This is a genomic window from Burkholderia sp. BCC0405, assembly GCF_902833075.1.
Taxonomy (GTDB): domain Bacteria; phylum Pseudomonadota; class Gammaproteobacteria; order Burkholderiales; family Burkholderiaceae; genus Burkholderia.
In genome coordinates, this window is sequence record NZ_CADFEO010000003.1 from 412,532 (window position 1) to 430,094 (window position 17,563).

Below are 17,563 nucleotides of genomic sequence, written 5' to 3' on the forward strand. Positions count from 1 at the left end.
AGCCGATGAGACGTGCCGAGGAGTCCCAGTTGAAGAGCCCCACCCCCGATCAGATCGTCCTGCTTGCCCCGTTGACGGGGCCGATCGTCGCGCTGGCCGACGTGCCCGATCCGGTGTTCTCCGGCGGGATGTTCGGCGACGGCATCGGCATCGACCCGCTCGCGGGCCAGCTCGTCGCGCCGTGCGCGGGCGTCGTGTCGCATCTCGCCCGTACGGGCCATGCCGTGACGATCACGACGCCGCAAGGCGCGGAAGTGCTGCTGCACATCGGCATCGATACCGTTGAACTGAACGGGCAGGGCTTCATCGCGCACGTCGAGGCCGGCGCGCGTGTCGAGGCGGGCACGCTGCTGATCGAGTTCGACCAGGACGCGGTGGCGCGCAGCGCGCATTCGCTCGTGTCGGTGATCGCGATCGCGAACTCGGATGCGTTCGAGGTCGTCGAGCGCGCCAGCGGTTTCGCGACGGCTGGCGAGACGCCGCTGCTGGCGCTGCGCGGCAAGGGCGAAGCGGCCGCGCAGGCAGCGCAAACCAGCGCCGCGGCGGGGAACGAAGTGCGCCGCGAAATCGTGCTGGCGCAGCCGGGCGGCCTGCATGCGCGGCCGGCCGCACGTGCGCGTGAAGCCGTGCGCGGGTTCGACGCGACCGTCGACGTGCTGTTCGACGGCCGCAAGGCATCGATCGCGAGCGTCGTCGGCCTGCTCGGCCTCGGCGCCGGGGAAGGCGCGACGGTCGAACTGGTCGGCCGTGGCGCGCACGCGCAGCAGGCCGTCGATGCGGTCGAGCACGAGCTGTTGCGCGAAGCGCACGGTGAAGTCGAGGAAAAACCGGCGCGGCTGAGGTCGCCCGCGCCGCAGACGGTCGTGCGCAACGTGGGTGCCCCGATCGACCCGAACACGCTCGCGGGTGTGTGCGCGGCGCCCGGTATCGCGGTCGGCACGCTGGTGCGTCTCGACGATGCGGAAATTGTGCCGCCCGAGCAGGCTGCCGGCACGCCGGCCACGGAAAGCCGTCAGCTCGACCAGGCGCTGAAGTCCGTCGATGCGGAACTCGACGAAACGGTGCGCAACGCATCGGCGCGCGGCGCGGTCGGCGAAGCGGGCATCTTCGCGGTGCACCGCGTGCTGCTCGAGGATCCGACGCTGATCGACGCGGCGCGCGACCTGATCAGCCTCGGCAAAAGCGCGGGCTTCGCATGGCGCGCGACGATCCGCACGCAGATCGACACGCTGTCGAAGCTCGACGATGCGCTGCTCGCCGAACGCGCAGCCGACCTGCGCGACATCGAGAAGCGCGTGCTGCGCGCGCTCGGCCACACGAACGGCGCGGCGCGGGCGCTCCCCGACGAGGCCGTGCTCGCGGCCGAGGAATTCACGCCGTCCGACCTGTCGTCGCTCGATCGCCAGCGCGTGACCGCGCTCGTGATGGCGCGCGGCGGCGCGACGTCGCATGCGGCAATCATCGCGCGGCAGCTCGGCATTCCGGCGCTGGTCGCGGTCGGCGATGCACTGTACGCGATTCCGGACGGCACGCAGGTCGTCGTCGATGCAAGCGCGGGCCGGCTCGAGCACGCGCCGACCGCACTCGACGTCGAGCGCGCGCGGCACGAGCGCCAGCGCCTGGACGGCGTGCGCGAGGCGAACCGGCAACTGGCGGGCGTTGCCGCCTCGACCGTCGATGGCCGTGCGATCGAGGTCGCCGCGAACATCGCGACGCTCGACGACGCGAATACCGCGGTCGACAACGGCGCCGACGCGGTCGGCCTGCTGCGCACCGAACTGATGTTCATCCATCGCCAGGCTGCACCGACGGTCGTCGAACACCAGCAGAGCTACCAGTCGATCGTCGACGCATTGCAGGGCCGCACGGCGATCATCCGCACGCTCGACGTCGGCGCCGACAAGGAAGTCGACTACCTGACGCTGCCGCCCGAACCGAACCCGGCGCTCGGCCTGCGCGGCATCCGTCTCGCGCAGGTGCGCCCCGACCTGCTCGACGATCAGTTGCAGGGCCTGCTCGCGGTGAAGCCGTTCGGCGCGGTGCGCATCCTGCTGCCGATGGTCACCGACGCGGGCGAGCTCGTGCGGTTGCGCAAGCGCATCGACGAATTCGCGCGCGCGCAGGGGCGCACCGAGCCGATCGAAGTCGGCGTGATGATCGAGGTGCCGTCGGCCGCGCTGCTGGCCGACCAGCTCGCGCAGCACGCGGATTTCCTGTCGATCGGCACCAACGACCTGACGCAGTACACGCTCGCGATGGACCGCTGCCAGGCCGACCTGGCAGCGCAATCCGACGGCCTGCATCCGGCCGTGCTGCGCCTGATCGACATCGCGGTGCGCGGCGCCGCGAAGCACGGCAAGTGGGTGGGCGTGTGCGGCGCGCTCGGCGGCGATCCGCTCGCGGTGCCGATCCTGGTCGGCCTCGGCGTGACCGAACTGTCGGTCGACCCGGTGTCGGTGCCGGGCATCAAGGCGCGGGTGCGCCGTCTCGATTACCCGTTGTGCCGTCAGCGCGCGCAGGATCTGCTCGCACTCGATTCGGCGCAGGCGGTAAGGGCAGCAAGCCGCGAGGTCTGGCCGCTCGACTGAACGTCGAAGGCAGGCTCGCGACCCGTTTCACTACGAAAGCAATTAGGTCAACGACGCTTAACGACGAGACAAGGATTGGAGGACTGAATGAACGGGAATCCGTTTCTGAAAATACAGGGCCTGGGCCGGGCGCTGATGCTGCCGATCGCGGTACTGCCGGTTGCCGGCATCCTGCTGCGACTCGGTCAGCCCGACGTGTTCAACATCAAGATGATCGCCGACGCCGGCGGCGCGATCTTCGACAACCTGCCGCTGCTGTTCGCGATCGGCGTGGCGGTCGGTTTCGCGAAGGACAACAACGGCGTGGCGGCGCTCGCGGGCGCGATCGGCTACCTGATCGAAACCGCGATCATGAAGGACATCGATCCCAAGCTGAACATGGGCGTGCTGTCCGGGATCATCGCCGGTGTCGTGGCGGGCCTGCTGTACAACCGCTACAAGGACATCAAGCTGCCGGACTACCTCGCGTTCTTCGGCGGGAAACGGTTCGTGCCGATCATCACGGGGCTGGCCTGCGTGGTGCTCGGCATCGTGTTCGGGTATGTATGGCAGCCGGTCCAGCATGCGATCGACGCGGCCGGCCAGTGGCTGACGACGGCGGGCGCGATCGGTGCGTTCGTGTTCGGCTTCCTGAACCGCCTGCTGCTCGTCACGGGCCTGCACCACATCATCAACTCGCTCGCATGGTTCGTGTTCGGCAACTTCACGCCGCCCGCCGGCGGCGAGATCGTGCACGGCGACCTGCACCGCTTCTTCGCGGGCGACCCGACCGCGGGCACCTTCATGGCCGGCTTCTTCCCGATCATGATGTTCGGCCTGCCGGCCGCGTGCCTGGCGATGCTGCACGAAGCGCCGAAGGAACGCCGCGCGATGGTCGGCGGCCTGCTGTTCTCGATGGCGCTCACGTCGTTCCTGACCGGCGTGACCGAGCCGATCGAATTCAGCTTCATGTTCCTCGCACCGGTGCTGTACGTGATCCACGCGGTGCTGACGGGGCTGTCGCTCGCGATCTGCCAGATCCTCGGCGTAAAGCTCGGCTTCACGTTCTCGGCCGGCGCGATCGACTACGTGCTGAACTACGGGCTGTCGACGAAGGGCTGGATCGCGATCCCGCTCGGCATCGCGTACGGCGCCGCGTACTACGGACTGTTCCGCTTCTTCATCCGCAAGTTCAACATGGCCACGCCGGGCCGTGAGCCGGCATCGGCCGATTCGGCAGTCGAATCGTACGCATCGGGCGGCTTCGTCGCACCGGCTGCCGGCGCCGCGGCGGTTGCCGCCGCGCCGCGCGCGCAGCGCTACATCGCCGCGCTCGGCGGGGCAGGCAACCTGTCGGTCGTCGACGCCTGCACGACGCGCCTGCGCCTGACCGTCGTCGATCCGGAGAAGGTCTCGGAGCCGGAACTGAAGTCGATCGGCGCGCGCGGCGTGCTCAAGCGCGGCGGCAACAGCGTGCAGGTGATCATCGGGCCCGAGGCCGACATCATCGCCGACGAGATGCGTGCCGCCATCGGCAGCGGCGCGGCAGGCGCAGCATCGACGGCGACGGCTGCCGCGGCGCAGCCCGTCACCGGCGCGGCCGCCGGCCCGCTCGATCCGGAGCCGACGCGCTGGCTCGCGGTGTTCGGCGGCGCGACCAACGTCGTGTCGCTCGATGCGGTCGCGACCACGCGCCTGCGGGTGGTCGTGCGCGATCCGTCGGCGGTCGATCGCGATCGTCTCGGTGCGCTCGACGTCGCGTGGGTGTCGCTCGACACGTTCCACATCGTCTGCGGCAACGCGGCGGCACGCTATGCCGAACAGCTCGGCGCGCGCCTGCCGCCGTCGGGCGGCGGGGCGGCCGCACAGCCGGCCTGATGCGATGAAGCCGGCCCGATCCGCGATGCGGGTTCGGGCCGGCCGGCAAAACGAAAACGGCTTGCGATGCGTCGCAAGCCGTTTTTGCTTGGCGCGGATGAAGGTGCGATGCGCCCGCCAGCATCGCGCATCGCCTGGTCGCTCAGCGGATCACGGATTCGTCAGCGTGAAGGTCGGCTTCCGGTAGCCGACGCCGGCCCGGTCGAGCTTCGGCAATTCGCGTTGCGCGAGCAGCGTCGCGAAGCCGGCCCAGTCGCGCTGCAGCGCGGCGATGTCGACGTGATGCGTGTCGCCGCGCTTGAAGCGCACGCCGGCCGCATACGGCAGCTCCCAGTCGGCCTGGTGCCAGGCGCGCTCGGCCAGCGCGAGCAGCCTCGGATAGGCCATGTACTCGAGGAAGGTGTCGTTGCGCATCACCTCGCCCCACGCCTGCCCCTGCATGCCTTCGATGCGTGGCGCGGGGCCCGTGCCCGTGACCTCGAACGCGTTGCCGTCACGGTCGCCCATGACTTCGGCGTTCTGCGGCAGGTTCTCGGGCGCGAGCGAGAACACCTTGTACTCGTCCGTCGCGTGCGAGCCCCAGTAGTAGCCGCGCTCGCGCGGGTTGAGCGTGTACGGGAAGTCGAAGTACAGGTAGTCGGGCAGTGCCAGCACCGTCAGGTAGCCCTTGCCGCTCAGGTCGCGCGCGCTATCCGATGCGCCCCAGAAGATCGTGTCCCACAGCGACACCATCACGTGGCGCGTGCTGAAGTCCTGCGGCCCGTTTGCATGTTTGATGCCGTCCTGCCACGCGGCCATCGTGTCGATTCCGTTCGCGTTGACCGCCGCGCTCACCTGCTGCGCGAAACGCGTCGGCAACTCGTCGATCGACTTGATCTCGCCGCGCCGGAGCAGTGCCGTGCACGCGGGCGAACGCGCCCACGGCTTGTCCTGCGTGGCGAGATCGATGCGCCCCTTGTTCGGATCGGTGCCGTTCAGCGGCTGGAAGCCCGCGCCGAGGAAGATGTTCTTCGCCTCGTCGCCGCCGTAGTGCCAGATGTGCAGCGGCGCCTGCGCGTCGGCATGCATCGCGGCGATCTCGCGGATCACCTTCGATGCGAAATTGAGCGCGCCCGGCACGCAGGGGTTCAGGTCGCTGCGCCGGTCGTAGAACTGCACCGTCGTCAGGTTCGAGGTGTCCTGCGGATCGAGCAACCGGTATGCGTTCGCTTCCTGCTCGCGGCCGGCTGCATGCAGCCGCTTGTAACGTGCCTCCATCGTCACGACGGCCGCGCGCGCATGCGCGGGCATGTCGATCTCGGGGACGATCTCGACGAAATGCGCGGCCGCGTAGCGCACCAGCGACACGTAGTCGTCACGCGTCAGGTAGCCGCCGCCCGAGCGGTTGTCCGGGCCGGAGCCGAGCTGCGGCAGCAGGCAGCGCGTCTCGCTCGGGTCGTGGCAGCGGCGTCCCCCGATCTCGGTCAGTTCGGGCAGGCCGGGAATCTCGATGCGCCAGCCTTCGTCGTCGGACAGATGCAGGTGCAGGCGATTGAGCTTGTACGCGCTCATCTGGTCGATCAGGCGGCGCAGCGTGGCCGGGTGCTTGAAGTTGCGCGCGAGATCGACGTGCATTCCGCGATGCGTGAAGCGCGGCGCATCTTCGACCCGCATCGCCGGGATCGGGCCGCCGCCGGCGGGTGCGAGCGAGTAGAGCGTCTGCACGCCGTAGTAGAGGCCGGCGCGATCGTAGCCTTCGATCAGCACGCCGCGCGGCCCGATTGCGAGCCGATAGCCGCCCGGTATCGCGATGTCGGCCGGCAGCCGGCGCGGCGCGACGGCGCCACGCACCGGCACGCGCGCGCCGTCGAGCCCGAGTGTCGTCGCGCGTTCGCGCAGCGCCGCGACCTGTGCGTCCGGTAGATCGGGTAGCGCGAGCTCGACGCCGCGCAGGTCGAGCGTGCCGGGCAGCGGCTGCTCGCGCTTCACGCTCGGCAGCGCGCGGCTCGCATCGGGCCGCGCGGCCACGGGCGGCGCATTGCCGGTCGAGGTGTTCTGCGCGTCGGCCGGCAGCGATTCGACGTAGCGCAGCTCGTCGTCGGTGTCGTTGTAGCGGAGCACCGCGGGCGGCGCGCCATCGACGACCACGTACGGGCGCGGGATCACGTCGCTGTAGCGCAGCAGCCAGTATTCGGCGACGAACGGCAGCTCGATGCGCTCGCCCGGCGCAAGCCGCACCGAGCCCGGCTGCGGCGTCAGCTCGTACAGGTCGCCGGTGAGCCGCCGCAGCGCGAAGCCGGGGCGGTCGATCCGCAGCAGGCGGCGGATGCTGTGCAGGTAGAGCTTCCAGCCGCCGTCGGCGATCGCCTGGTGGCCGCGGTTCTGCAGGATCAGGCGGCCCGTCGCGCAGGCCGCACCGTCGGCGCCGAGATCGGCGCACGGCACGCCGGCCGCGGCCGCGTGATTGTTGTCGACGGCGACGCGCAGCGCGAGGCCGTTCGACAGCCGCGCCGCGAGATCGGCCGGCGGCACGGGGGGACGTGCGGCGCCGGTCGTCGCGACCGCAGCGCTCGACGCGGGCAGCGCGCCGAGCGCGACCGGCGACAGTGCCGCGACCGTCAGGCCGGCAAACAGGGTGGACAAGATTCGCTTCATGCGGACTCCTGAGAAAAAGGGGCGTGGCGGCGTCACGGGATGACGTCGCTGCGAGCGGGTCTTTCAACGGAGCTGCGGGGACAACAGGGTGCGCGGGCGATGCGGCTTTTCCGCGCGCAGTCGGCACGCGTGCGCGTGCGTTACGGAACGGGGGGCGGGCAGGCGTGCCGGTCGGATCGGCGCGGGCGGGTACGCGTCTTCATCGGCGGCGCACGACAGCGGCGGGTGCTGCCGGGGCGGTGCGCCCGATGGCGAAGGCACGCACGCAATCCGCGCGGACGAATACGGCAACGCTCGCCAACGACGCGCAACCGGCCGTCGCACGCCGTCGACGAGACGGCGCGCACGCGCGCGCCACATACGGGACTTGCATGTCTCCCCCACCAGATGGATTCGGCCTGTCTGCGGCCGTGTCCAAAGATCATATGAAACCTTTTATTGGTATTCAAGTGGTATCAATCTGGCGCTAAATTGGCATCGGCACGCCGGGCCTGTCCGGCGGGGACGAAAAAAAACCTCGCACAAGGCGAGGTTCCTTCGGGACGGCGGCGGCGCGATCGGCCGCACCCGCGTCAGTCGTGGCGAACGCGTGCTTCCTGCGTCTTCTGCCGCGCTTCGAGCCACATCGCATTGACGATGCCGAACGACAGCGCGACGCCGATACCGAGAATCCAGCTGAAATACCACATGATCCGACTCCTTGCGAAACGGTGGGCGAGGGCGCGTGCGCGCCCCGGCCCGGTTCAGAGCATCAATACATCGAATGCGTGTTCTCTTCGAGCACTTCGCGCGTGACCTTGCCGCGCATCACGCGATACACCCAGCCCGTGTAGAGCAGGACGAGCGGCAGGAACACGATCACCGCGAACAGCATCACCTGCAGCGTCATGTGGCTCGACGTCGAATCCCACACGGTCAGGCTGCTGCGCGGGTCGAGCGACGACGGCATGATGAACGGGAACATCGAGAAGCCGGCGGTCAGGATCACGCCGGCGATCATCAGGCCTGTGCAGAAGAACGCCGTCTTTTCCTGCTTCGAGCCGGCGAGCAGCAGCGCGAACAGGCCGCCCGCGATCCCGACGACGGGCGCCGCGATCATCCACGGATACTCGCCGTAGTTCGCGAGCCACAGGCCCGAGCCGGCAGCGACGTCCTTGAGCAGCGGGTTCGCGACCGTATCGGTCGGCGCGGCGTGCGTGATGTGGAAGCCGCCGATAGTCGACGCGACCAGCACGCCGGCCAGTACGAACAGCACGACCGCGAGGAACGATGCCGCCCGCAATGCGACCGACGCACGGCGTGCGATCGCGCCTTCCGTCTTCATCTTGATGAACGCCGCGCCGTGCGCGACGAGCATCGTGAGGCTGACGAGCCCGCACAACAGCGCGAACGGGTTCAGCAGCGCCCAGAAGCCGCCGTAGTAGGTCACGCGCAGGTCGCTGTCGAACTTGAACGGCACGCCTTGCAGCAGGTTGCCGAACGCGACGCCGAACACGAGCGCCGGCACGAAGCCGCCGACGAACAGGCCCCAGTCCCAGCCCGCGCGCCAGCGCGGGTCCGGCCGCTTGCTGCGGTAGTCGAAGCCCACCGGCCGGAAGAATAGCGCGAACAGCACGAGCAGCATCGCGAAGTAGAAGCCGGAGAACGACGCCGCGTAGACGAGCGGCCAGGCTGCGAACATCGCGCCGCCGGCCGTGATCAGCCACACCTGGTTGCCTTCCCACGTCGCGCCGACGGTGTTGACGATGATGCGGCGTTCCTCGTCGGTCTTGCCGAGGAACGGCAGCAGCGCGGTCGCGCCCATGTCGAAGCCGTCGGTGACGGCGAAACCGATCAGCAGCACGCCGACGAGCAGCCACCAGATCAGCTTGAGAGTTGCATAGTCCATAGCGATTCCTTGTTCCGTTTCAGGTGCGTGCTCACGCCGGGGCGCGCTCGCTGGCGGCCGCGATTTCGTGGTGATAACGGCCGGTATGCAGCGACGACGGGCCGAGGCGCGCGTACTTGAACATCAGTTTGATCTCGATGACGAACAGCACCGTGTAGAACGCGATGAAACCGGCGAGGCTCAGGTACAGGTCCGTGGGCGTCAGGCTCGACGCGGACAGATGCGTCGGCAGGATGCCCGCGATCGTCCAGGGCTGGCGGCCGAGCTCGGCGACGACCCAGCCGAATTCCGCGGCAAGCCACGGCAGCGGAATCGCCCACACCGCATAGCGCAGGAACCAGCGGCGGTTGTCCTGCAGCAACTGGCGGCGCGCGCAGAACCAGAACGCGGCGACGAAGGTCGCGAGGAACAGGAAACCGAGGAACACCATGATCCGGAACGAGAAGAACACGGGCGCGACCGGCGGGATCGTCTTCATGGCGGCGGCCTTGATCTGCTCGGGCGTCGCATCGACCACATTCGGCGTGAACTGCTTGAGCATCAGCCCGTAGCCGAGATACTGCTTGTGCTGGTCGAACAGTTCGCGCGTGGCCGCGCTCGCGTCGCCTTCCTTCATCTTCTGCAGCGCGCCGTACGCGATCATCCCGCTCTGGATGTGCTCCTCGCTGTGCTTCGCGAGTTCGCGCAGGCCGACCACGGGTTCGTCGACCGAGCGCGTCGCGATCAGGCCGAGCGCATACGGAATCTTGATCGCGTAGTCGGTACGCTGTTCTTCCTGGTTCGGAAGGCCGATCAGCGTGAACGAGGCGGGCGCCGGCTGCGTTTCCCATTCGGACTCGATCGCGGCGAGCTTCATCTTCTGCACTTCGCCGGTCGTGTAGCCCGACTCGTCGCCGAGCACGATCACGCAAAGCGTCGACGCGAGGCCGAAGCCGGCCGCGACCGCGAACGAGCGCAGCGCGAAATCGGTGTCGCGCTTTTTCAGCAGGTACCACGACGAGATGCCGAGCACGAACATCGCAGCCGTCACGTAGCCGGCCGACACCGTGTGCACGAATTTCACCTGCGCGACCGGGTTGAACAGCACGTCGAACAGGTTCGTCAACTCCATGCGCATCGTCTGATAGTTGAACTCGGCGCCGACCGGGTTGTTCATCCAGCCGTTCGCGACGAGGATCCACAGCGCGGACAGGTTCGAGCCGAGCGCGACGAGGAACGTGACCATCAGGTGCTTGACCTTCGACAGGCGGTTCCAGCCGAAGAAGAACAGGCCGACGAACGTCGATTCGAGGAAGAACGCCATCAGGCCTTCGACCGCGAGCGGTACGCCGAAGATGTCGCCGACATAGTGCGAGTAGTACGACCAGTTCGTGCCGAACTGGAATTCGAGCGTGATGCCGGTGGTTACGCCCATCGCGAAGTTGATGCCGAACAGCTTGCCCCAGAACTGGGTCATGTCCTTGTAGACCTGTTTGCCGGTCATCACGTAAACAGCTTCCATGATGACGAGCAGCCAGGACAGGCCGAGCGTCAGCGGCACGAACAGGAAGTGGTAGAGCGCCGTGATGCCGAACTGCAGACGCGACAGATCGACGACTTCACTACTTATCATGGTGGTCTCCCTCGGTGGGTGCTGGCGCCGGTACCGAGAGCAGTTTCTCGGCGACGACGGCAGGCGCAAGCGCCATGTGCTCGGCCTGCGGATGATTGAAGAATGCGTATTTGAGCGACATCAGGAGGATCAGCTTGACGATCAGCACCAGGGTGATGTCGCGGGCGAGGGTGGGGCCGCGAGCCCACGCGGCGATGCGCGCGCGCCAGCCGATCGTGCCGGCCGGCCGCGGGGGAGGCGGCGCGGGCTCTTTATTGATCGAGATCAAGGCGATTATCCTGAATCGATTTACGTCGAATTTGGGGCGACTTTACGTCGGATTTATGACGGCCGTGAAGCTGTTTTAATCCTTTTGCGCCTGACATGCCAATTTTAAAAGGACGGCTTTCCGATTCCGAGTGCTGCGCTGCGGCAGACCGTCGCGAAACACGGGCCGAAACTTGAGGCAGATCAAGGTTATGCGGAAGGGGCCTGCAAACGGCCTATTGCCTGACGAATCAGGTCAATTAATCGGCGCGGAAACGAGTGATGAAGCGGGCGGAGAAGCGAATGAAAAGCAGGAGAAAAGACGGGCGAAAAAAAAACCGCTGCCGGTCGGGCAGCGGTTTTGGGTGAAGCGCTCTAAATCGCAGCGATTTACGCGTATTCGGCGAGGGCGGTGCGCATCTTTTTCATGGCGCTCGCTTCGATCTGGCGGATGCGTTCCGCCGACACACCGAACTCGGCGGCGAGATCGTGCAGCGTCGAGCCGCCCGAGCCGTCGTCGTCGACGTGCAGCCAGCGCGCCTCGATGATGCGGCGGCTGCGCGCGTCGAGTGCGTCGAGTGCCTGCGCGATGCCGTCCGTCTGCAGCGTGTCGCGCTGACGCGCGGCGAGCACGGCGGTCGGTTCGTTGTGCGAGTCGGCCAGGTAGGCGATCGGCGCGTACGACTCCTCGCCGTCTTCGACCTGCCCTTCGAGCGCGATGTCGCCGCCCGACAGGCGCGTTTCCATTTCGGTCACGTCTTCGCGCTTGACGTTGAGCTCTTGCGCGAGGCCGTCGATTTCCTCGGGCGTCATCGCCTGCATGCTCTTCTTGTGGCTGCGCAGGTTGAAGAACAGCTTGCGCTGCGCCTTCGTCGTCGCGACCTTCACCATGCGCCAGTTGCGCAGGATGTACTCGTGGATCTCGGCCTTGATCCAGTGGATCGCGTACGACACGAGACGCACGTTCTGAGCCGGATCGAAGCGCTTCACGGCCTTCATCAGGCCGATGTTGCCTTCCTGGATCAGGTCGCCGTGCGGCAGGCCGTAGCCGAGGTAGTTGCGCGCGATCGACACGACGAGCCGCAGGTGCGACAGCACGAGGCGGCGTGCCGAGTCGAGATTGTTGTCTTCACGGAATTCGGTTGCGTACTGGCGTTCCTCTTCGGCCGTCAGCAGCGGAATACGATTGACGGCCTGAATATACGCGTCGATGTTGCCGAGCTGGCCGGGCAACATCGATTGGGCTGCGAGCGCCAGCGAGCCTGCCGATTCGGCCTTGGCCGGCGTGGGGCTCAGGGTGTTCGGGAGGGTCAGGGCGTTGCTCACTAAAAAACTCCTTTGGAATCAGGGACAAACCCCCGGTCTCGAATGAGATTCCGTGGGCCATCTTAGCACTCCCGCAAGATGAGTGCTAATTCCTTAGAGCAAGCGTGGGCATCGGAGTTCCCATTTTTCTATCAAGTTAGTCGAGTCGATAGTCTATTCTGCGACAGAGGCGGCGAAGCGAAGTTCCGTAAGCCGTTGTTTCTGATGGTTATCAGTAGACGATTTCGATTTTTGTCGTTTCGGAAGGAAGCCATTTCGCTTTGTGATGCCGATCCGAAAAGTCCTTTACCATACCATTCAGTTCGCTTGAGCCGGCCAAAGCGGCAGGCTCCATTCAACCCACAAAGTTGGAGTGTCAGATGAACAATAAGAAGAATCGCTGGCCCCGCAGCCGGCTTGCGCTGCACGCGATGCTGGCGGCGTCCCTTCTGGGCGGATCAGGCGCGGCATGCGCGGATCGATGGGGGATTCAGGCGGGCGGCGGTTTTTCGGATCGCCACGGTGTCGACAAGGCCGATCTCGGCGTGGTGTGGGATCCGGGCTGGAACTGGTGGGAAATCGGCGGCTGGCACTTCGCGTTCGTCGTGGAAGGACACGCCGGCTACTGGCACACGGGCGGCAACGTCCACAGCAGCATTGGCGAATTCGGCGTGACGCCGATGTTCCGCTTCATCAAGAGCGCCGGGGAGATTCGCCCGTTCATCGAGGCCGGCGGCGGCGTCAGGCTGCTGACGCACCCGACGATCTCGGATCATTTCTCGATGGGGACCGCGTTCCAGTTCGCGCCGACGGCGGGGGTGGGCGTGCAGTTCGGCCAACGGCAACAGTATCAGGTCGGCTACCGTTTTGAACATGTGTCTAACGCGGGTATCAAAGAGCCGAATCCTGGTATAAATTTCCACCAGTTCTACTTGCAGTACAACTTCTGATCCGCATGCCCGCGCACGGCGTGCGCGTTGCCGAGGAGTCAGGCGATGGCGAAGGTGGTCGATGCGATCCGCGCGCTCGAGCGCGATCGGTTCCGGGCGATGGTGGACGGGGACGGCGAGGCGCTCGACGCGCTTTTGTCGGACAAGGTCTTCTTCGTGCACACCAACGGCAAACGCGAAACCAAGCAGCAGTTCATCGACGCCATCGTCGCCGGCCGCCGCCGCTATCGCCAGATCGAAATCCAGTCGCAGGACGTGCTGCCCGTCGGCGATGAAACCTGCATCGTCACCGGCCGCGCGTTGATCGAGATGGAAACGAACAACGGCGGCCTGGTCTTCCCGATTGCCTATACCTCCGTCCACACCCACGAACAGGGCCGTTGGAGCCTGTTCGCGTGGCAGGCGACGCGGTGCGCGACCGAGACATGAGCGCGCGTGGCGCTCCTTTTCATGTCCCGACCGAAGCGGCCTTCTGGGCCGCTTTTTGCTGCCTCGTGCGGCGCGGATCGCGCGGCGCACGGGCGGTCACGCCCCGCTCGCTGACGGTTGAACCCTGAAACGAAACCCGGCGCTCAGGCCGCCGCGCGGTGATCCGCGCAGTGCCAGGCCGAGCGGTTGATCGCGCTGACGACCGCATCGAGCGCGGCGCTCGCCGCATCCGCGTGCAGGCCGACGCCGTGCCGCAGCGGCGCATTGCCGACCCGGCAGCCGACCGATACCGCGATCCGCCCATCCGTCGTGCGCGCGCGTTCGCACGACGCGATGTCGATCGCCGCGCCGGCGGCCGCCGCGAATGCCGCGGCCAACTGTCGCACGGCATCGTCGGGCGGTGTATCCGCCGCGGGCGCCGTCGCGATCTCGCGGTTCTGCCAGCGCGCGCCGTTGCCGTGGCGCGCGGCCGGCCCGTCGGTGTCGAAGAATTCGCGCGCGAACAGCGCACAGATCGCGTCGCCCGTCACTTCCTCGCCGGACGCGTCGGCGAGCGTCTGCACCGCATGGCTGAATTCGATCTGCACGCGGCGCGTCGGCGTGAAGCCCATCCCGCGTTCGAGCAGGAACGTCGCGCCGCCTTTGCCGGACTGGCTGTTCACGCGGATCACCGCGTCATAGCTGCGGCCGAGGTCGGCCGGGTCGATCGGCAGGTACGGCACTTCCCAGGCCGCGTCGGGGCGCTGCTGCGCGAAGCCCTTGCGGATCGCGTCCTGGTGCGAGCCCGAGAACGCGGTGAACACGAGGTCGCCCGCGTACGGATGGCGCGGATGCACGGGAATCTGGTTGCAGCGTTCGACGACCCGGCGCACCGCGTCGATGTCGGAGAAATCGAGGCCCGGATCGATGCCCTGCGTGTAGAGATTCAGCGCGAGCGTGACGAGATCGACGTTGCCGGTGCGTTCGCCATTGCCGAACAGGCAGCCCTCGATGCGGTCGGCGCCCGCGAGCAGTGCAAGCTCGGCCGCTGCGACCGCGGTGCCGCGATCGTTGTGCGGATGAACGGACAGCACGATGCTGTCGCGATACGCGAGGTTGCGGTCCATCCACTCGATCTGGTCGGCGAACACGTTCGGGCTCGCGGCTTCGACGGTGGCCGGCAGGTTGACGATCATCTTGCGATCGCGGGTCGGCCGCCAGGTCTGCGCGACCGCGTCGCAGATCTCGCGCGCGAACGTCAACTCGGTCATGCTGAAGGTTTCCGGCGAGTACTGGAAGGTCCACTGCGTGTCGGGGCGCGCGGCGGCGTGTTCCTTGATGATGCGCGTGCCGTCGATCGCGAGCGCTTTCACGTCGGCTTTCGACATCCCGAACACGATGCGGCGGAACGACGGGCAGACCGCGTTGTACAGGTGCACGATCGCGCGCGGCACGCCTTCGAGCGCGTCGAACGTGCGGGCGATCAGGTCTTCGCGCGCCTGCACGAGCACTTCGATCGTCACGTCGTCGGGAATCCGCTTGTCGTCGATCAGCTTGCGGACGAAATCGAAGTCGGTCTGCGACGCCGACGGAAAACCGACTTCGATCTCCTTGAACCCGATCGCAACCAGCATCTCGAAGAACTCGAGCTTCTGCTCGATGCCCATCGGCTCGATCAGCGACTGGTTGCCGTCGCGCAGGTCGGTGCTCATCCAGACGGGCGCGCGCTCGATGGTGCGCGACGGCCATTTGCGGCCATTGAGGCGGACGGGTTCGAACGGACGGTACTTGTCTTGCGGATTGCGCTGCATCTTCTGGACCTCGGGTCTCAAGTCGCGAGCGAAGACGGGCGGCATGGGCGACGGTTGGCGCTGCCTCGCTCCGCGGCACGTGAACGCGCTGCGGATGCGGATGATCTTCGCGAGTCGGCCGACGGATAGACGGACGAACGCTGACGACTTCGGGTTGTAAAAACTGCGAGAGGGGTACTGCGAGGAACTGCCGGGAGGGACCGTGCGGACAGCACACGGCGCTACGAAAGCCTTAGGCTAGTCGTAGCGATAGCGGCCGCGTTAGGCGGCCGGAGGTAATTCGGAGGGTGTTCGGATAGGAACGCATGACGGCAACTCTATGCCAGGATGCGCTCGCGTGTCAAATGCCCTGCAAGCGGAGCCGGTTCGCGAGCGTGCCGTCAGCGCGCGATGCGGGCGATCTGCACGATCGTCGCGACCTGCCGGGTGACCGTGTCGGGCGCCGGGACTTCGCCGCGCAATACGGCGTCCGTCCACGCGGCCGTCGTGGCCGCATCGCGCGATTCGGGCAGGGCGACGGGGGGCGCATCGGTCGACGAGCGCTCGGCCTCGATCAGCGTGTCGCATACGCCGTCGTGCAGCCAGTCGACCTGTACCTGGCGCCGCGTGTCGGCAACGGCTTCACCCTCGGTGCCGCGTGCCAGCAGCGCGCCGCCGAGCGCGGCGTCCGGATGGTCGCGGAACAATTGAGCCAGGCTGTCGCGGTACGGCGGGTGCGTGTAGTTGACGAGCCGCAGGCCGGCCGGCGCGAACGGCTGCAGGATCTTCACGAGCGTGTGCGTCGAGTTGCGCACGCCGAGCACGCTGCGCATCGACAGCAGGCGTGCAATGCGCGGCGCCAGCACCTCGATCGACGCGAACGCGACGCGGCGCTCGGCAAGCGTGTCCTCGATCGCATCGTGCGACGTCGACGGCGCGAGTGACAGCGCCGAGAAGATCTCGGCGCTCGTCACGCGGCCCGGATCCTGCCCGACGCCATGCACGAGCACCGGCACGCCTTCGCGCGCGAGCAGCAGCGCGAGCAGCGGCACGAGGTTCGGCTGCTTGCGCGCGCCGTTGTAGCTCGGTATCGACACGGGGCGGAACGCGGCGTCCTGCACGTGCACCGGCTCGAACGACGCCTGCGCGGCAGCGAGCATCGCGGCCAGTTCGTCGGCGGATTCGCCCTTCAGCCGATAGGCGATCAGGATCGCACCGAGTTCGACGTCCGACACACGCGCGTCGAGCATCGCACGATAGAGCTCGAACGTGTCCTCGGCGGACAGTGCGCGCGCGCCGTTCGGGCCGCGGCCGATTTCCTTGATGAAGCGGGCGCACGGGAACGGAACGGCGGCGGGATCGTGGGAAGCGGTCATCGGGGCGTGGGGCGGGCGGCCGGCATCGGGCCGCGCTGTGAGCGGTGAGGAATGCCCCGAGTATCGCACGGGTGCGGCCGTCGCAAGCGAGGCCGCACGGCGCGGCGCGCTACACTCTGGTTCCCGGCGGTGCGCGCCGGCTGCGCCGCGCCCGTGCCGTCGCCGGCCGAATACGACTACGAGAGACATCCCATGAAGCTTTACAGCTATTTCCGCAGTTCCGCGTCGTACCGCGTGCGAATCGCCCTGAACCTGAAGCGGCTGCCGTTCGACTATGTCCCGGTGCACATGCTGCGCGACGGCGGCGAGCAACTGAAGGATGCGTACCGCGCGCTGAATCCGGATGCGGTCGTGCCGACGCTGATCGACGGCGACGCGACGCTGCAGCAGTCGCTCGCGATCATCGAATATCTCGAGGAAACCCATCCGGAACCGGCGCTGCTGCCGAAGCAGCCGGTCGATCGCGCGTATGTGCGTGCGGTCGCGCTGCAGATCGCGTGCGAAATCCATCCGCTCGACAACCTGCGCGTGCTGAAGTACCTGAAGCACACGCTGAAGGTGCCCGAGGAGGCGAAGAACGCGTGGTACCGGCACTGGATCGAGGCGGGCTTCGAAACGCTCGAGACGCGTCTCGTGAGCGATCCACGCACCGGCAAGCTGTGCTTCGGCGACACCCCGACGCTTGCCGACGTGTGCCTCGTGCCGCAGGTGTTCAACGCGAACCGTTTCTCGATCGACACGACGCGCTATCCGACGATCCAGCGGATCGTCGACCATGCGTCGACGCTCGATGCGTTCAAGGCCGCCGAGCCTGGCGTGCAGCCCGACGCCGAATGAGCGCGGCGCGCCCGGGCCATGCATGACCGGGCGCGCATGAAAAAGGGCGCCCGAAGGCGCCCTGTGCGATGC

Annotated in this window: 13 protein-coding genes; 5 read left to right on the top strand and 8 right to left on the bottom strand. The window is 67.2% G+C overall.

Features of this window, described 5'->3' with window-relative positions; all coding sequences use genetic code 11:
• The first annotated feature begins 5 nt into the window (after positions 1–5).
• Both ptsP and nagE read left to right on the top strand, forming a co-directional pair.
• The gene (ptsP, locus tag HWX36_RS07140) at positions 6–2,588 is read left to right on the top strand and encodes a phosphoenolpyruvate--protein phosphotransferase (protein WP_175951477.1); all 2,583 of its coding nucleotides are present in this window, start codon (positions 6–8) and stop codon (positions 2,586–2,588) included.
• A gap of 87 nt (positions 2,589–2,675) precedes the next feature.
• A complete protein-coding gene (nagE, locus tag HWX36_RS07145; protein WP_175951478.1) occupies positions 2,676–4,445 on the top strand; it encodes an N-acetylglucosamine-specific PTS transporter subunit IIBC in 1,770 nt (589 codons plus the stop codon).
• Between the two features lie 150 nt (positions 4,446–4,595).
• Here the strand turns inward: nagE and HWX36_RS07150 are convergent, their stop codons facing one another.
• The 6 genes from HWX36_RS07150 to rpoH form a co-directional block, all read right to left on the bottom strand.
• Entirely contained in the window at positions 4,596–7,079 is a 2,484-nt protein-coding gene (locus HWX36_RS07150; protein ID WP_175951479.1) for a family 20 glycosylhydrolase, read from the bottom strand.
• Between the two features lie 572 nt (positions 7,080–7,651).
• The gene (cydX, locus tag HWX36_RS07155) at positions 7,652–7,768 is read right to left on the bottom strand and encodes a cytochrome bd-I oxidase subunit CydX (protein WP_011353251.1); all 117 of its coding nucleotides are present in this window, start codon (positions 7,766–7,768) and stop codon (positions 7,652–7,654) included.
• Positions 7,769–7,830: 62 nt separating this feature from the next.
• Positions 7,831–8,967, bottom strand: coding sequence for a cytochrome d ubiquinol oxidase subunit II (cydB, locus tag HWX36_RS07160; protein ID WP_175951480.1), 1,137 nt, complete (start codon positions 8,965–8,967; stop codon positions 7,831–7,833).
• 31 nt (positions 8,968–8,998) lie between these two features.
• Positions 8,999–10,579: a cytochrome ubiquinol oxidase subunit I gene (locus HWX36_RS07165; protein ID WP_175951481.1), complete on the bottom strand. Its 1,581-nt coding sequence runs from the start codon at positions 10,577–10,579 to the stop codon at positions 8,999–9,001.
• On the bottom strand, positions 10,569–10,853 hold the full coding sequence (gene cydP / locus HWX36_RS07170; RefSeq protein WP_175951504.1) for a cytochrome oxidase putative small subunit CydP: 285 nt from the start codon (positions 10,851–10,853) through the stop codon (positions 10,569–10,571). Before cydP ends, HWX36_RS07165 begins: the two co-directional genes overlap by 11 nt.
• A 362-nt stretch (positions 10,854–11,215) precedes the next feature.
• Positions 11,216–12,151 (bottom strand): RNA polymerase sigma factor RpoH, encoded by a 936-nt coding sequence (gene rpoH, locus HWX36_RS07175; protein ID WP_175951482.1) that lies wholly within the window; start codon positions 12,149–12,151, stop codon positions 11,216–11,218.
• A 359-nt stretch (positions 12,152–12,510) separates the two neighbouring features.
• Between rpoH and pagL the strand changes: the two genes are divergently transcribed.
• Together pagL and HWX36_RS07185 are read left to right on the top strand one after the other, a co-directional pair.
• On the top strand, positions 12,511–13,080 hold the full coding sequence (gene pagL / locus HWX36_RS07180) for a lipid A 3-O-deacylase PagL (RefSeq protein ID WP_175951483.1): 570 nt from the start codon (positions 12,511–12,513) through the stop codon (positions 13,078–13,080).
• Positions 13,081–13,125: 45 nt separating this feature from the next.
• Positions 13,126–13,509: a nuclear transport factor 2 family protein gene (locus tag HWX36_RS07185; protein WP_011353245.1), complete on the top strand. Its 384-nt coding sequence runs from the start codon at positions 13,126–13,128 to the stop codon at positions 13,507–13,509.
• Positions 13,510–13,652: 143 nt separating this feature from the next.
• Here the strand turns inward: HWX36_RS07185 and leuA are convergent, their stop codons facing one another.
• Together leuA and ybiB are read right to left on the bottom strand one after the other, a co-directional pair.
• Positions 13,653–15,299, bottom strand: coding sequence for a 2-isopropylmalate synthase (leuA, locus tag HWX36_RS07190; protein WP_175951505.1), 1,647 nt, complete (start codon positions 15,297–15,299; stop codon positions 13,653–13,655).
• Between the two features lie 380 nt (positions 15,300–15,679).
• Entirely contained in the window at positions 15,680–16,654 is a 975-nt protein-coding gene (gene ybiB / locus HWX36_RS07195; protein ID WP_175951484.1) for a DNA-binding protein YbiB, read from the bottom strand.
• Between the two features lie 192 nt (positions 16,655–16,846).
• Between ybiB and maiA the strand changes: the two genes are divergently transcribed.
• Positions 16,847–17,491, top strand: a complete 645-nt coding sequence (maiA, locus tag HWX36_RS07200) for a maleylacetoacetate isomerase (protein WP_175951485.1) — start codon at positions 16,847–16,849, stop codon at positions 17,489–17,491.
• The last annotated feature ends 72 nt before the right edge of the window (positions 17,492–17,563 follow it).